Raw genomic sequence first — 15,771 nt, 5'->3', positions numbered from 1 at the left:
TACTACGTTTTTGGTTTCCTGCTCTGGCCGCCGTGGTGTGATCACGCCAGCTGCGTCTTCATCCGCTCCGCCCGCTCCTTGGGCGACGGATGGGTGGACAAGAAGCTGGTCGATTCGCTGCCCGACATCGCTGCCAGCTTTTCAAGCGCCGTCACGCAGGCGCCCTGTTGGTAGCGCTTGGCCTTCATGAAGCCCATCGCGTAGTCGTCGGCCTCGCGTTCGTTGCTTTGCGAGTGCTGGGCGCGCACCACTTTTTCAAACAGCTCACCCAGTTGCGAGTCGGCAATGGCGCCGGCGCGGCTGTTGCTGGCCGACACGGCGTTGCGCAGGGCGCTGGTGCGCAGGGCGGCCTGGATGCGGGCCTTGCTGTGGCCCTTTTTGACGTGGCCGATCTCGTGGCCGATGACGTAGCGCACTTCGTCGTCGGTGAACTGGTCCATCAGTCCCGAATACACGCGGATGGTGCCGTTGGCCATGGCGAAGGCGTTGATGTCGGGCGTGAGGTAGACCTTGAAGTTCATCTTCAGGCCGTCGTAGCTGCCCAGGCCGGCGGTGAGCTTGGACAGGCGCGCTGCGTAGGGGCTGCCCGCCGGGGCGATGCGGTTTTGGCGGTCGCTTTCGGCGGCCATCTGGTCGAAGGCTGACTTCACCTCTTCGTCGGTCAGCGACTCGGACTTGGCCAAGTCCTTGCCGGCATCCAGCATCTTGCCCAGATCAAACTGGGCCCATACCGGGGATACGGCGCTCACGCCGGAAGCCAGGGTGACAAGCGTGAGCAATTTGCGGCGGTCCATGGGGTTCCCTCCCTCTTTCTTTCTGTCAGTGGTTGATTTCTGCGGTTTTTGTTTTTTTGAGCAACCATCTGCAAGCATTGGTGCCCAAGTGCGCCGAAATATAGCCACGCAGGCCACCGGTTTTGATGGCTCGGCGTGTCTGCAGATGTAAGAGCTGTGTACCGATGCTGGGCCGGTGCCGTTGCACCCTGTCCGCCCGCCGGGCAACGCGGCGGCTGAGGCTGCGATGAAGGCAACGATCAGGAATTCAGGATAAAAAGTGGCTTCAGCGCTTATCCAGTAAGCGCTAATAGCTATCGATACAGGAGCAAATGAAGTGCAACGATCCCCCTGCCAGGCGCCGTGAAATCGCCCTGGGCCTGCCGGGCCCACAGACCGGCCTCGTCGTCAGCGCCCCAGCCCGCGCTTGAGCTCCTTGAGCAGCAGCAGCACCTGGTTGGAGGCGTGGCGGCAGCTGCTGTTGAGCAGCTGCACGGCCTTTTGCTGCTCGCCCGCCTGGAACAGCGTGACCACTTCGGCCGCCTGCTGGTGAAAGTACTTGTGCCGCGCCACCAGCATGCCAAAGGCGGGGTAGTGGCCCAGTCGCACGCGGCCGGTGCCATACAGCCAGCGGCCGAGATCGCAGCGGTCGTCCTGGCAGACACGCTCGGGCCGCATGACTTCCTGGGAGCGGTGGTTGACCATGTCCTGCAGCTGCAGCCGCCAGCCTTCGTGGCTGGCAATGGCCGCATCAATATCGATCTCGGTCATGAGCGTGGCGGCGTATTCGGCGTCCAGCACCAGCTCGCTGCCGTTGTCCTCCATGGCCCAGGTGGTGTCCTGGCTGTCGGGGTCCTGCTCCTTGATCCTGAACAAACGACTGAAAAAACCCATGCGAGATCCCTTTTGCAGCGCACTGCTCACGGTGCCGCGCAGGCACCCACGGAAAAGTTCTGAAACATTTTGTGGGGCACTGCGGGTTTTGGCTATCAAAAAATCGCCATCGGTCGAAAACCGCGGTGGGCGACCCTGCTGGCGCTGCCAGCTCTTGGGCAACCGCTGCACAAACCCGTGGCTGGCCGGACAATGCGCGAATGACTTCTACCGCCCACCGCCCCGCCCTCTCCATGCTTGACCTGGTTGCCGTCCGGGAGGGCGGCACCGTGGCCGATGCGCTGCAGATTGCCCTGCGCACCGCGCAACACGCTGAAAAGTTGGGTTTTGCCCGCTACTGGCTGGCCGAGCACCACAACATGGCGGGCATTGCCAGCTCGGCCACTGCCGTGCTGGTGGGCCACATTGCGGGCGGCACCGGGCGCATCCGGGTCGGCTCGGGCGGGGTGATGCTGCCCAACCATGCGCCGCTGGTGGTGGCCGAAGCCTTTGGCACGCTGGCCGAGCTGTACCCCGGCCGCATCGACCTGGGCCTGGGCCGGGCGCCCGGCACCGACCAGGCCACCATGCGCGCGCTGCGGCGCAGCCGGGTGGAGACCGCCGATGACTTTCCGCAGGATGTGGCCGAGTTGCAGCGCCTGCTGGCACCGGCAGAGCCTGGCCAACGCCTGATCGCCATGCCCGGCGCGGGCACCAATGTGCCCATCTGGCTGCTGGGCTCCAGCCTGTTTTCGGCCCAGCTGGCGGCCGAGCGCGGTCTGCCGTATGCCTTTGCATCGCACTTTGCGCCCCGGCTGCTGCACCAGGCGCTGGACCTGTACCGCAACCTGTACCGCCCATCGGCCGCCTGGCCCAAGCCCTATGTCGCGATTGGTGTGCCGCTGATCGCCGCGCCCACCGACGAGGAAGCCGACTACCTGGCCAGCAGCACCTACCAGCGGGTGCTGGGCATCCTCACGGGTGACCGCCGCCGTCTGCTGCCGCCTGTCGAGAACTACACCGCGCGCTTGCAACCGCAAGAGCGCGCGGCCATTGGCGACTTTATGGCCGCTGCCGTGATCGGCGGGCCCGAGACGGTGCGCGCCGGCCTGGCGCAGCTCACCGAGGCCACCGGTGCCGACGAGCTGATGCTGGTCTGCGACGTCTACGACCCGGCCTTGCGCCTGCGCTCGCTGGACATTGCCGCCCAGGCACACGCTGCGCTGGCGACCAGCGCCGAGGCCGCCACCGCCTGAGCGGCGCCGGGCGGCCCGCCAGCGTTCAGCGCGCCAGGTAGCCGCCGTCCACCGGGTAATAGGCCCCGGTTACAAATGACGCCTTGTCGGATGCCAGCCAGCTCACCAGCTCGGCCACCTCGTCGGGCTGGCCCAGGCGGCCGATGGGGTGTGCGCCCACCAGCATCGCGTTGATGCCGGCGTCCTGCTCCAGCCCGCTGATCATGGGCGTGTGGATGAAAGCCGGCCCCACGGAATTGATGCGCACGCCCTGCACGCTGTATTCCAGTGCCGCCGCCTTGGTGAGCCCCACCACCCCGTGTTTGGCAGCGGTGTAGGCGGGCGACATGGCAAACCCCACCGAACCCAGAATGGACGCCATGTTGATGATGGAGCCGCCGCCGCTCTTGAGCATGGCGGCGATCTGGTACTTCATGCCGTAGAACACGCCCGACAGGTTGATGTTGATCACCTGCGCCCAGCCATCGAGCGGGTAGTCGGCCGTGGGCGCCTGCGGGCCGCCGATGCCGGCGTTGTTGCAGGCCACGTCCAGGCGGCCGTAATGTGCCACGGTGCGGTTGACCAGCGCCTCGCAGTCCTCGGGCTTGCCCACATCGGCCGCCACAAAGATCGCGTCACCCCCGGCGGCGCGCACCAGGGCCGCCGTCTCCTCGCCCTCCGCCACGTTCACATCCGACACCACCACCTTGGCGCCCTCGCGTGCCCACACCAGCGCAATGGCGCGTCCAATGCCCGACGACGCACCCGTTACCAATGCCACCTTGTTCTTCAGCATGAAAGACTCCTTGTTCCGACCGCCTGCAACCCGATGCCACAGATCAATCTTGATTCTGCGCATTCGGCGCCCGGGCATCTTGACCTGTGTCATGTCTGGGGCTTGGCAATGTCGCGGCCGGGGGCTGCGCGCAGCGGCTACCATCGCAGGCTGGCTGGCCGGTGTCGGCCATGGCCCCTTACTCCCTCGCCTGCATGCCCGCTTTTTCCTTTGAAGCCCTGGACGCCCAGGGCCAGACCCGCAAGGGCCTCATGGAGGCCGATACCGCCAAGGCGGCGCGCAGCCTGCTGCGGGCCCAGGCGCTGGTGCCGCTGGCCGTGGAGCTGGTGCAGACCGGCCAGTCCCTGGATGGCAGCCCGGCCGGCCTGGGCCAGCGCCTGTTCACGCGACCGGTGTTCAGCGCCACGGCCCTGGCGATCTGGACACGGCAGATCGCCGGGCTGGTGTCGTCTGGCCTTCCTTTGGAACGCGCTCTGACGGCCCTGTCCGAAGAGGCCGACGATGAGCGCCAGCGCCACCTGGTGGCCGCCCTGCGCGCCGAGGTCAATGCGGGCGCCACCTTTGCGCGCGCACTGTCACAGCACCCGCGCGAGTTTTCCGACATCTACTGCGCCGTGATCGGCGCGGGCGAGCACAGCGGCAACCTGGGCCTGGTGCTGGAGCGGCTGGCCGACGACCTGGAAGAGCGCCAGGCGCTCAAGGCCAAGCTCGTGGGTGCCGCGCTGTACCCCGCCATCGTCAGCCTGATCGCCGTGGTCATCGTGCTGTTTCTGGTGGGCTACGTGGTGCCGCAGGTGGCCAACGTGTTTGCAGGCACCAAGCGGGCGCTGCCGTTTCTCACCGTGGCCATGCTGGCCATCAGCGCTTTTGTGCGCAGCTACGGCTGGGTGATGTTGATTGCTACTGCCTTGATAGCTGCCAGCGCACGATGGGCCTTGTCTTTTGAGCATTTACGTGAAAGGTTTGATGCGGCGTGGCTGCGCCTGCCCGTGGTCGGCAAGCTGGCCCGGGGCTACAACGCGGCGCGGTTTGCGGGCACCCTGGCCATGCTGGCAGGCGCGGGCGTTCCCATCCTGAAGGCCTTGCAGGCCGCCGCCGAAACCCTGAGCAACCGCGCACTGCGCGCCGATGCACTCGAAGCCCTGGTGCTGGTGCGCGAGGGCGCCCCGCTGGCCTCGGCGCTGGCGCAGAAAAAGCGGTTTCCCGGCCTGCTGTCGATGTTTGCGCGGCTGGGCGAGCAAACCGGGCAATTGCCGGTGATGCTGCAGCGGGCGGCGCGCCAGCTTTCTGCCGAGGTGCAGCGCCGCGCCATGCAGCTGGCCACCATCCTGGAGCCCCTGCTCATCGTCGCAATGGGTTTGATCGTGATGCTCATCGTGCTGGCGGTGCTGCTGCCCATCATCCAGCTCAACCAGTTTGTGAAGTGACGCCGCCATGCCTGTAACCCTGGACGACAAGCTGGTGGTGGCGATCTCCTCGCGCGCCCTGTTCAATTTCGAGGAAGAGAACCGCGTCTTCGAGCACGACAACGACCGCGCCTATGTAGAGCTGCAGCGCCAGCGGCTGGATGTGCCTGCCGCGCCCGGCGTGGCGTTCTCGCTGGTGCGCAAACTGCTCGCGTTCAACACCTCGGAGCACCAGCGGGTGGAGGTGGTGCTGCTCTCGCGCAACGACCCCGTCAGCGGCATGCGGGTGTTCCGTTCTTGTAACGCGCACGGCCTGCCCAACATCCAGCGCGGCGTTTTCACGCAGGGGCGCGATCCGTTTCGCTACCTGCGGCCCCTGGGCGCGCACCTGTTCCTGTCGGCCAACGAGGCCGACGTGCGCGAGGCGCTGCACCTGGGATACCCGGCTGCACGGGTGATTACCGAATCGGTGCGTGCGGGCGACGCCAACCCCCATGAAGTGCGCATAGCGTTTGACGGAGACGCCGTGCTGTTCTCCGACGAGGCAGAGCGGGTGTACCAGGCCGAGGGCCTGGCCGCCTTCCAGCAACACGAGACCGACAAGGCCGCATTGCCGCTGCCCGACGGCCCCTTCAAACCCCTGCTGGCCGCACTGCACCGGCTGCAATCGGCCGGGGAAGCCGGCAGCACCACGGGGATGCGCATCCGCACCGCCCTGGTCACGGCACGCAGCGCCCCCGCGCACGAGCGCGCCATCCGTACGCTGATGGACTGGAACATTGCGGTGGATGAGGCCATGTTCCTGGGCGGGTTGCCCAAGGGCGAGTTCCTGCGCGAATTCGAACCCGACTTCTTCTTTGACGACCAGACAGGCCATGTCACCTCTGCCGCACGCCATGTGCCTGCCGGGCATGTGAACAGCGGCATCTCCAACGCCATCGCCCCGGCCGGGAACTGACTGCCCGGGCGAGGAGTCCCTCACGGGTCTGGGAGCACCCATCCCCATCCAAGGAACCCGCTTTGCGCCACACCTTTTCCCTGCTTTGCGCCGCCACACTCTGGGCCTGCACCACGTCGCTGGCCCTGTCGGCCGAACCTGCGGCGGCGCCCACCAAAGGCGAAGCCAAGGCCCTGCGCGAGTTCAAGATGCTGGATTTCAATGGCGACGGAAAACTCAGCCGCAGGGAGGTGCAACTGTTCCCGCGGCTGGCCGAGGCCTTTGACGGCGCGGACACAGACGCAGACGGCGGTGTCAGCTATGAGGAAGTGCGGGCGTTTGCCGCCAGATACCGGGCGGAACGGGCGCAAAAGCGGGCAGCGCAAGCCCAGGCGCCAGCAACGCCCCCGGCAGCTGGGGCCCCGGCATCCCGGCCTTGAAGCGGGAAGAGCTCAAAATGGAAGCCATTTTGGCCTCCAGCGCTTTACCAGAAAGCGCCAATAGCTATAAATTTAGTAGCAAAAAACCGTTACAGCCCGCCGGTGCGCTTGATCTTCGGGTCTGAGTAGGTCAAGGGCTCGTTCTTGACCTGTTGCGCCATGCGCTCCTGCAGGGTCGTCTTGTTGATCTCCTGCGCCACATCGATCGCACTGGCGCTGGCACGCCACATCGACTGAATGTACTCGATCAGCTGCTTGTAGATCGGCTCCTTCGGCGGCTCGGGCGGCTCTTCGACTGTGTCTTTTTTCTTCACCTCGGTCCAGTCCCGGTTTTCGACGTCGGGGGCGGAGGGCTTGTCGGGCTGGCGCACGATGGCGCCCTCGCCCAGTCGGTCCATGGACTCGACCGGGTTGGAAGCATTGATGGGCCGCACCGGCGGCGCGCCAGAGGCGCCAGTGGAATACAAATCAGCGCCCTGAGGACGCCAGGTCGGCGATCGATCGACAGGTGGCATTTGCATGGCAGTGGCCCCAATGGTTGATGGATAGATGCATTCGAAGCGAAGATGCTTTTTCGGCGTCTTCGTAATCTATTACGGCAAAAAGAAGGGGAAATTTAGGTCTTTTTCGCCGATTGGCTCAAATTCAGGGTTTTCCCTGATTTTTTCCCCTTTTTGGGTGCATGCGAGGGCCGGATAGGCGCGCAGCCGACCGAGTTCGCCCATCCCGACACCGGATTTGGAGCCACTGGCTCGTGAGGGGAGCGGGCATGGCAAGGCATGGCACCGCTGTGGTTCCTTGTCGGTGGAGGACCACCTGGTTGACCCCGTGCAGGGTCAGATCACAGAAAGCGTTCGAGCAACCGGCGCGAATGCCGGTCCAGGGCCGTGGTGTCCTTGACGCGGAACTGAACACCGTCGCCCCCGGCAATCAGCAGATGGGTGCGCACACCCAGGCGGCGGATGTCTTCCTCGGCTTTGAGGACGAGGCTGGCGGGGCCTCGGTCCGTCTCTACCTTCCAGGTGCTGGGGGTAGAGAAGCTCGACACCGCAATGATTCTTTCGATAGTGGGCACAAACTCTCGCACTTCCAACTCTTCTTCGATGAGCTGGCGGGCGGGGGCTGGCAGCTGGTCCAGCCGGTCGATCCACAGCAGTTCGTGGCCGTCAGAGCCGATCAGCGACAACCCTTCTGCGGGCGCTGCGATGGGAAAAGCCCGCACGGGCGTGACGCCTTCGTGGGCCGTGCCGTGGGCCAGGGTCAGAACCAGCCGACCGTGTGGATTGCGCGCCAAGGTGAACGCGGACGACAGCGATTGCGGGAAGGAAGCGGTGTTCATGGCGGTTTCCTGCAGTGCAGTCATCACGGGTTGCCCGCAGGGTGGGCGGGGTGCAGCAGGCTGCTGTCGATGATGACGCCCGCCGCCTGCGCATCTTCTTCGGCGCGGCGCGCCTGGGCTTCGTACAGCCGCCAGTAGGCGCCCTGCTTGTCCATCAGTTCGTCGTGCGGGCCCACTTCCACCACCTCGCCCCGGTCCATCACCACCAGGCGGTCGGCCTTGCGCAGGGTGGACAGGCGGTGGGCAATGGCAATCGTCGTGCGGCCTTGCACCAGGTTGTCCAGGGCTTTCTGGATTTCCTTCTCGGTCTCGGTGTCCACGGCCGAGGTGGCCTCGTCCAGGATCAGGATGCGCGGATCGATCAGCAGTGCGCGCGCAATGGAGATGCGCTGGCGCTCGCCGCCCGAGAGGCCTTGGCCGCGCTCGCCCACCAGCGAGTCGTAGCCATGCGGCAGGCGCAGGATGAATTCGTGCGCGTGCGCGGCGCGCGCGGCGGCCACGATCTCCTCGCGCGTCGCCTCGGGCTTGCCGTAGGCGATGTTCTCGGCAATGGTGCCGAAGAAGAGGAAGGGCTCTTGCAGCACCAGGCCGATATGGCGTCGGTAGTCGGCCACCGCAAAGCGGCGGATGTCGATGCCATCGACCTGGATGGATCCATCGCTCACGTCATAAAACCGGCTGATCAGGTTGACCAGCGTGCTCTTGCCCGAGCCGCTGTGGCCCACCAGACCAATCATCTCGCCGGGGCGAATCTCCAGATCCAGCCCCTTGATGACTGCGCGGCTGCCGTAGCGAAAACCCACGCCCTGCATGGTGATCGCGCCCTGCACCTTGTCCACCTTCACGGGTTGGGCCGGGTCGGGCACGTTGCTCACGTGGTCCAGGATGTCGAAGATGCGCTTGGCACCGGCTGCAGCTTTCTGCGTGACCGAGACGATGCGGCTCATCGAGTCCAGCCGGCCGTAGAACCGGCCGATGTAGGCGATGAAGGCCGTGAGCACACCCACGGTGATCTGGTTGCGCGAGACCAGCCAGATGCCAAAGCCCCACACCACCAGCAGCCCGATCTCGGTGAGCAGCGACACGGTGGGCGTGAACAGGCTCCAGGTCTTGTTGAGCTTGTCGTTGACTTCCAGGTTGTGCTGGTTGGCGTCGCGAAAACGCTGGGCCTCGCGCTTTTCCTGGGCAAAGGCCTTGACCACGCGGATACCGGGGATGGTGTCGGCCAGCACATTGGTCACCTCGCTCCACACCCGGTCGATCTTCTCGAACCCGGTGCGCAGACGGTCGCGCACGGTGTGGATCATCCAGCCGATGAAGGGCAGCGGCACCAGCGTAACGAGCGCGAGCCATGGATTGATGGAAAACAGGATGGCCGCCGTCATCATGATCATGAGCACGTCGGTCACAAAATCCAGGGCGTGGAGCGACAGGAAGACGTTGATACGGTCCGTCTCGGAGCCGATGCGCGCCATCAGGTCCCCCGTGCGCTTGCCGCCGAAGTAGTCGAGCGACAGACGCAGCAGGTGCTCGTAGGTGGTGGTGCGCAGGTCAGCGCCGATGCGCTCGGACACCAGCGCCAGGATATACGTGCGCGCCCATGAGAGCCCCCAGGCGGCCAGGGCAGATGCGAGCAGACCGCTCAGGTACAGCAGCACCAGGCCGGGCTCGATCTGCTGGCCGTTCTGGAACGGGATCAGGATGTCATCCATCAGCGGGATGGTGAGGTACGGCGGCACCAGCGTGGCGGCCGTGGAGGCCAGCGTCAGCGCAAAACCGGCGGCCAGCTGCTTGCGGTAGGGCCGGGCAAACCGCCACAGGCGCAGCAGCACCCAAGTGGAGGTCTGCGGGGGCTGGGCGCGCGCGCAGGCGGGGCATTCGTCGGTGTCGGGCGGCAGCGGGGTGTGGCAGACGGGGCAGGCCGGTTCATCGGCCGCGTCTTGATCATCGGCATCACCGCGTGCGCTTTGTTGCTCAAACCGCTGCACCAGGCGCAGCGCCTGCGCGTGGTGTGCCAGGGTAAAGCGCCACAAGGCCAGTCGTGCCGCAGGGCTGTGCAGCTCCAGCGACCCCACGCCCCCATGGTCCTGCAGCCGCAGCGCCAGGCCGTCACCTAGAGGCCAGCCCTGCCATGCCGTGGTTCCAGCGTCGCGGGCCAGCAAGCGATCGGACGTCACCACCACCCAGCCGGCGGCAAACCGCAGCCCGGTGCTCAGGTCAACCTGCAGCACAGCCAGCACGTTCTCTTGGGGTGCGAGCATGGCCCGCAGATCAGCCCCCACGGGGCCAGAAAAGACACCCGAGGCGTCCACAGAATGGTGATGTTGCATTTTTGGTTGGTTTTTCCGCCCCCGGCAGCCTGCGGTGACCGCCGGTGCGAAAGCAGGAATTCTCCCTGAAACGGGGCGCCCCGTTGCAAAGGCGCCCATCTGTAACGCCCTCACCCGCCATTTCGCTGACACTGCAGGGGCGCCGCGACAGGCGCAAAATCAGTGTCCACAAAAACAACCCCTCCCCGCACTGCCGGATACCTACCCGCTGCAACCCATGGCGAAACTCAACGACATCCAACTGCTTCGCATCAACTACCTGCGCGGTCCCAATATCTGGACCTACCGGCCCGTCCTGGAGGTCTGGCTGGACCTGGGCGAGCTGGAGGAATATCCGTCCCATACGCTTCCCGGTTTTAACGAACGCCTCACCGCGTGGCTGCCCGCGCTGGTGGAGCACCACTGCGGCGTGGGCGAGCGCGGCGGGTTCCTGCAGCGCCTGCAGGAGGGCACCTGGTGCGGCCACGTGCTGGAGCACATCGTGATCGAGCTGCTCAACCTGGCGGGCATGCCTACGGGTTTTGGCCAGACGCGCTCTACATCCCAGCGCGGCGTGTACCGCATGGTGTTCCGAGCCCGCGACGAAAGCGTGGCGAGGGTGGCGCTGGCGCAGGGCCATGCGCTGATCATGGCGGCCATCAACGACGAGCCTTTCGATGTGCAGGCCGCCGTGGCCCGCGTGCGCACCGAGGTGGACGACCAGTACCTCGGCCCCAGCACGGCCTGCATCGTCACCGCCGCCACCGACCGGGGCATCCCGCACATCCGCCTGAACGACGGCAACCTGGTGCAGCTGGGCTACGGAGCCCGCCAGCGCCGCATCTGGACGGCCGAGACCGAGTACACCAGCGCCATCGCCGAAGGCATTGCCAGCGACAAGGACCTGACCAAGAGCCTGCTCAAGTCCTGCGGCGTGCCCATTCCCGAAGGCCAGGTGGTCCACAGCCCGGAGGAAGCCTGGGAAGCCGCGCAGGACATCGGTCTGCCCGTGGTCGTCAAGCCCTCTGACGGCAACCACGGCCGGGGCGTGACGCTGGACCTGCGCAAGCGCGACGACATCGAAGCGGCCTACCACGTGGCCTATCCGGAAGGCAGCGACGTGATGGTCGAGCGCTTCATCCCGGGCGACGAGCACCGCCTGCTGGTGGTGGACGGCAAGGTCGTGGCCGCCGCGCGCGGCGAACTCGTCACCATCACCGGCAACGGCCGCGCCACCGTCCGGGAGCTCATCGACACCCAGCTCAACTCCGACCCGCGCCGGGGCTACGAAGAAGAGTACCCGCTGGAAATCATCGACCTGGCGACCGACACCAAGGTGCAGCTCGAACTCAAGCGCCAGGAGCTGGACGCCGACTCGGTACCCGCTGCGGGCCGCCAGGTGGTGGTGCAGCGCAACGGCAACGTGGCCGTGGATTGCACCGACGACGTGCATCCCGAGGTGGCGTACATCGCCCAGCTCGCCGCCAGGGTGGTGGGGCTGGACATTGCGGGCATCGACATGGTGGCGCGCGATATCTCCAAGCCGCTGCACACGCAGGGCGGCGCCATTGTCGAGGTCAACGCAGGCCCCGGCCTGCTCATGCACCTGAAACCCGCCGTGGGCGCGCCCCGCCCCGTGGGCCAGGCGATTGCAGAGCACCTGTTCCCCTCGGAAGACGGTGACGGACAGGCCGGCCGCATCCCGCTGGTGGGCGTGGCTGGAACGCGCGGCACCTCGACCGTGGCGCGCGTGGTGGCCTGGCTGCTGCACCTGAGCGGGCACCACACCGGCCTGGCCTGCAGCGAAGGGCTGTTCCTGGACCGCCGCTGCGTAGAGGCCAGCGACTGCGCCCACTGGGAAGCCGCACACCGCCTGCTGATGAACAAGATGGTGCAGGCCGCCGTGATCGAGAGCAGTGCGCGCACCATCCTGCGTGATGGCCTGGCCTACGACCGCTGCCAGGTGGGCGTGGTGACCGACATGGACGGTGTGGAATCACTGGCCGAGTTCGATGTGCACGAACAGGACCAGATGACCAAGGTGATGCGCACCCAGGTGGACGTGGTGCTGGCCGAGGGCGCCGCTGTGCTCCATGCCGCCATCCCGCAGGTGGCCGACCTGGCCCCGCTGTCCGATGGCGACGTGGTGCTGTATGCGCAGGACGGCACGCTGCCTGTCATTGCAGACCACCGCGCCAAGGACAACGGCCGCGCCGTCTTCGTGAAGAACGGCCGCGTGGTGCTGGCCACAGGCAGCGCCGAGCATGTGCTGGGATCGCTGGCGGACCTGACCTTTGGCCGTAACGCCGTGGTGCCCGACACCGATGCCCTGCTGGCGGCCATTGGCGCCTGCTGGGCGCTGGACATTGCGCCGGACCTGATCGGCGCGGGCATCAAGACCTTTGAGCCCGACCTGCCCGCACCGGCAGGCCTGCCCCTGTGATCTTCCGCGCACCACCCCATACGCCTTCGACTGGAACGCGGCCCGCGAGCCCCGACGATTACTGAAAGAAATCCCATGGATGTAACCCGCACCCGGGCCCTGCGCGGCCCCAACCTCTGGAGCCGCCACATGGCCATCGAAGCCGTGGTGGCCTGCCAGGAATCCGAGCGCGCCATGGCGCAGATCGACGGCTTCGAAGCCCGCCTGCGCGCGCTGTTCCCTGCCATTGGCACCCTGCACCCCGAAAGCGGCGCTGCCGATATCTCGCTGGCGCATGTGCTCCAGTCCGCAGCCCTGGCCCTGCAGGCGCAGGCCGGGTGCCCCGTGACCTTTGCACGCACCACCGCCACCCCCGACGCGGGCGTGTACCAGGTGGTGGTGGAGTACAGCGAAGAAGCCGTGGGACGCAAGGCGTTTGACTATGCGCAGCAGCTCATCGAGGCCGCGCTGGGCCACGGCAGCTTTGACGCCGATGCCGTGATCGCCGAACTGCGCGAGCTGGACGAAGACGAGCGCCTGGGGCCCAGCACGGGTGCCATTGTCGAGGCCGCTGTGGCACGCGGCATTCCCTACCGCCGTCTCACGCGCGGGAGTCTGGTGCAGTTTGGCTGGGGATCCCGCCAGCGCCGCATCCAGGCGGCCGAGGTCGATTCGACCAGCGCCGTGGCCGAATCCATCGGCCAGGACAAGGACCTGACCAAGCGCCTGCTGCATGCGGCGGGCGTGCCCGTGCCGCTGGGCAAACCGGTGGACACCGTGGACGAAGCCTGGGAAGTGGCCTTGAAGGTTGGCCTGCCCGTGGTGGTCAAGCCGCAGGATGGCAACCAGGGCAAGGGCGTAACGGTCAACATCACCGACCGCGCACAGCTGGAAGAAGCCTTCCGCACCGCGGCCGAATACGGCACCGTGATGGTCGAACGCTTTCTGCCGGGCCACGACTTCCGCCTGCTGGTGGTGGGCGACCAGCTGGTGGCCGCCGCGCGCCGCGAACCGCCCCAGGTACTGGGCGACGGCCAGCACACGGTGCGCGAGCTGGTCGATCTGGTCAACCTCGACCCGCGCCGTGGCGAAGGCCATGCCACGTCGCTCACCAAGATCCGCCTCGACGACATCGCCGTGGCACGGCTGGCCCTGCAGGGCCTCACGCCCGATGCTGTGCCCGCCAAGGGCCAGCGCGTCATTCTGCGCAACAACGCCAACCTCTCCACCGGCGGCACCGCCACCGACGTGACCGACGACGTGCACCCCGAGGTGGCGGCACGCGCCGTGGCCGCGGCCCAGATGGTGGGCCTGCACATCTGCGGCGTGGACATGGTGGCCGAGACCGTGCTGCGCCCGCTCGAAGAACAGGGCGGCGGCTTTGTGGAAGTGAACGCCGCCCCTGGCCTGCGCATGCACCTGGCACCCAGCTACGGCAAGCCCCGCAACGTGGGCCAGGCCATGGTGGACAAGCTGTTTGCCCATGGCGATGATGGCCGCATCCCCACCGTGGCCGTGACCGGCACCAACGGCAAGACCACCACCGCGCGCCTCATCGCCCATCTGTTCACTGCGCACGGCCTGCGCGTGGGCATGACCAACACCGACGGCGTGTACGTCAACGGGCGCCAGATCGACAGCGGCGACTGCAGCGGTCCCAAGAGCGCCCGCAACGTGCTGCTGCACCCCGAGGTCGACGCCGCCGTGTTCGAGACCGCGCGCGGCGGCATCCTGCGGGAGGGCCTGGGCTTTGACCGCTGCTCGGTGGCCGTGGTCACCAACATCGGTGCGGGCGACCACCTGGGCCTGAACTACATCACCACCGTGGAAGACCTGGCTGTCTTGAAGCGCGTGATCGTGCAGAACGTGGCGCCCACCGGCTACGGCGTGCTCAATGCCGCCGACCCCATCGTGGCCGCCATGGCGCCCGCCTGCCCCGGCAAGATCATCTACTTTGCTGCCGACCGCCACCACCCCGTGATGGCCACGCACCGCGCGCAGGGTCACCGCACCGTGTATGTGGATGGCGATGCCATCGTGGCCTCTGAAGGATCCTGGCGCGAGACCATCCACCTGCGCGACGTGCCCATCACACGCAACGGCAAGATTGGCTTCCAGGTCGAGAACGTCATGGCCGCCGTGGCCGCCGCCTGGGGCGTGGACATGCCCTGGCAGACCATCCGCCGCGGCCTGTCGGGGTTTGTGAACGACAGCGACAACGCTCCCGGCCGCTTCAACATCATGGACTACCGCGGCGCCACCGTGATCGCCGACTACGGCCACAACCCCGACGCCATGCGCGCCCTGGTGCAGGCCGTGGACGCCCTTCCAGCCAAGCGCCGCAGCGTGGTCATCAGCGGTGCGGGCGACCGGCGCGACGAAGACATCCGCGAGCAGACCGTCATCCTGGGCGCCGCGTTTGACGACGTGATCCTTTACCAGGACGCGGCCCAGCGCGGCCGCGCCGATGGCGAAGTGATGGGCCTGCTGCGCGAAGGCCTGGCCGATGCGCCGCGCACCACGCATGTGGAAGAGATCCGTGGCGAATTCATCGCCATCGACACCGCGCTCTCGCGCCTTGCGCCTGGCGACCTGTGCCTGGTGCTGGTGGACCAGGTGGAAGAAGCCCTGGCACACCTGGCCCAGCGCTGCACCAAAGCCGGAGCCACCGCATGAAGGCGGCGCTGCGTTTCGCCGCCACGGCGCTACTGGTACTGACCGGCACCGCGCAGGCTGCGGGCGAGAAGATCGGCACCGTGGACACCGCGTTCCAGTGGATCGGCCGCGACCACGACATCATCGTGGAAGCGTACGACGACCCCGCCGTGCAGGGCGTGACCTGCTACGTGTCCCGCGCGCGCGTGGGGGGCATCAAGGGCACGCTGGGCCTGGCCGAAGACCGCGCCGAAGCCTCCATCGCCTGCCGCCAGGTGGGGGCCATCAGCATCCCCGCTCCCCTCAAGCAACAGGAAGAAGTGTTCAGCGAACGCATGTCCATCCTGTTCAAGCGCCTGCGCATCGTGCGCATGGTGGACGCGCCGCGCAACACGCTGGTGTACCTCACCTACTCCGAAAAGCTCATCGATGGCTCCCCCCAGAACAGCGTGACCGCCGTGCCGGTGGACCGCGCCACACCCATCCCGTTGCGCAAGTGATGCGGTGACGCAGTACCCGCCGGGTACGGACACAGCAACAAAGGGGCATCAGCCCCTTTTTTGCGTCTTATGGGCCTCCAGCACCT

The 15,771-nt window shown here is 66.7% G+C and carries 13 protein-coding genes; 7 read left to right on the top strand and 6 right to left on the bottom strand.

The genetic code is table 11. The features are described from left to right. Nucleotides 1-41: 41 nt before the first annotated feature. Nucleotides 42-794, bottom strand: coding sequence for a M48 family metallopeptidase (locus tag KYG_RS09810; protein ID WP_008904731.1), 753 nt, complete (start codon nucleotides 792-794; stop codon nucleotides 42-44). Nucleotides 795-1,181: 387 nt separating this feature from the next. Then, nucleotides 1,182-1,667 (bottom strand): CZB domain-containing protein, encoded by a 486-nt coding sequence (locus tag KYG_RS09805; protein ID WP_008904730.1) that lies wholly within the window; start codon nucleotides 1,665-1,667, stop codon nucleotides 1,182-1,184. Nucleotides 1,668-1,867: 200 nt separating this feature from the next. On the opposite strand from KYG_RS09805, the gene KYG_RS09800 reads away from it, so the two are divergent. Then, nucleotides 1,868-2,902, top strand: coding sequence for an LLM class flavin-dependent oxidoreductase (locus KYG_RS09800; RefSeq protein ID WP_008904729.1), 1,035 nt, complete (start codon nucleotides 1,868-1,870; stop codon nucleotides 2,900-2,902). 25 nt (nucleotides 2,903-2,927) lie between these two features. Here KYG_RS09800 and KYG_RS09795 read toward each other — a convergent pair whose 3' ends face one another. Then, nucleotides 2,928-3,677: an SDR family NAD(P)-dependent oxidoreductase gene (locus tag KYG_RS09795; RefSeq protein WP_008904728.1), complete on the bottom strand. Its 750-nt coding sequence runs from the start codon at nucleotides 3,675-3,677 to the stop codon at nucleotides 2,928-2,930. A 194-nt stretch (nucleotides 3,678-3,871) separates the two neighbouring features. Here KYG_RS09795 and gspF point away from each other — a divergent pair, with 194 nt between their 5' ends. The 3 genes from gspF (at nucleotide 3,872) to KYG_RS23745 (ending at nucleotide 6,460) form a co-directional block, all read left to right on the top strand. Next, the gene (gene gspF, locus KYG_RS09790; protein ID WP_008904727.1) at nucleotides 3,872-5,104 is read left to right on the top strand and encodes a type II secretion system inner membrane protein GspF; all 1,233 of its coding nucleotides are present in this window, start codon (nucleotides 3,872-3,874) and stop codon (nucleotides 5,102-5,104) included. 7 nt (nucleotides 5,105-5,111) lie between these two features. Continuing rightward, the gene (locus KYG_RS09785; RefSeq protein WP_008904726.1) at nucleotides 5,112-6,041 is read left to right on the top strand and encodes a 5'-nucleotidase; all 930 of its coding nucleotides are present in this window, start codon (nucleotides 5,112-5,114) and stop codon (nucleotides 6,039-6,041) included. A gap of 62 nt (nucleotides 6,042-6,103) precedes the next feature. Continuing rightward, on the top strand, nucleotides 6,104-6,460 hold the full coding sequence (locus KYG_RS23745) for an EF-hand domain-containing protein (protein ID WP_008904725.1): 357 nt from the start codon (nucleotides 6,104-6,106) through the stop codon (nucleotides 6,458-6,460). A gap of 89 nt (nucleotides 6,461-6,549) precedes the next feature. Here the strand turns inward: KYG_RS23745 and KYG_RS09775 are convergent, their stop codons facing one another. The 3 genes from KYG_RS09775 to KYG_RS09765 all read right to left on the bottom strand — a co-directional run bounded on the left by KYG_RS09775 (nucleotide 6,550) and on the right by KYG_RS09765 (nucleotide 10,129). Further along, the gene (locus KYG_RS09775) at nucleotides 6,550-6,981 is read right to left on the bottom strand and encodes a hypothetical protein (protein WP_034693972.1); all 432 of its coding nucleotides are present in this window, start codon (nucleotides 6,979-6,981) and stop codon (nucleotides 6,550-6,552) included. A 320-nt stretch (nucleotides 6,982-7,301) separates the two neighbouring features. Continuing rightward, the gene (locus tag KYG_RS09770; RefSeq protein ID WP_034693988.1) at nucleotides 7,302-7,799 is read right to left on the bottom strand and encodes a DUF1854 domain-containing protein; all 498 of its coding nucleotides are present in this window, start codon (nucleotides 7,797-7,799) and stop codon (nucleotides 7,302-7,304) included. A 23-nt stretch (nucleotides 7,800-7,822) separates the two neighbouring features. Further along, entirely contained in the window at nucleotides 7,823-10,129 is a 2,307-nt protein-coding gene (locus KYG_RS09765; RefSeq protein WP_034693970.1) for an ABC transporter ATP-binding protein, read from the bottom strand. Between the two features lie 217 nt (nucleotides 10,130-10,346). On the opposite strand from KYG_RS09765, the gene cphA (KYG_RS09760) reads away from it, so the two are divergent. The 3 genes from cphA (KYG_RS09760) (at nucleotide 10,347) to KYG_RS09750 (ending at nucleotide 15,685) form a co-directional block, all read left to right on the top strand. Beyond that, entirely contained in the window at nucleotides 10,347-12,551 is a 2,205-nt protein-coding gene (cphA, locus tag KYG_RS09760) for a cyanophycin synthetase (protein ID WP_008904721.1), read from the top strand. A 75-nt stretch (nucleotides 12,552-12,626) separates the two neighbouring features. Continuing rightward, nucleotides 12,627-15,206: a cyanophycin synthetase gene (gene cphA / locus KYG_RS09755; protein ID WP_008904720.1), complete on the top strand. Its 2,580-nt coding sequence runs from the start codon at nucleotides 12,627-12,629 to the stop codon at nucleotides 15,204-15,206. Further along, complete coding sequence (locus KYG_RS09750) at nucleotides 15,203-15,685, top strand: CreA family protein (protein WP_008904719.1); 483 nt, start codon at nucleotides 15,203-15,205, stop codon at nucleotides 15,683-15,685. The genes cphA (KYG_RS09755) and KYG_RS09750 overlap by 4 nt, the downstream gene beginning before the upstream one ends. Nucleotides 15,686-15,771 lie beyond the last annotated feature (86 nt).

It is taken from the genome of Acidovorax sp. NO-1 (assembly GCF_000238595.1).
Lineage (GTDB): Bacteria > Pseudomonadota > Gammaproteobacteria > Burkholderiales > Burkholderiaceae_C > Acidovorax.
Note: the sequence above shows the minus strand (reverse complement) of the source record. Positions and strands in the feature narration are given on the sequence as shown.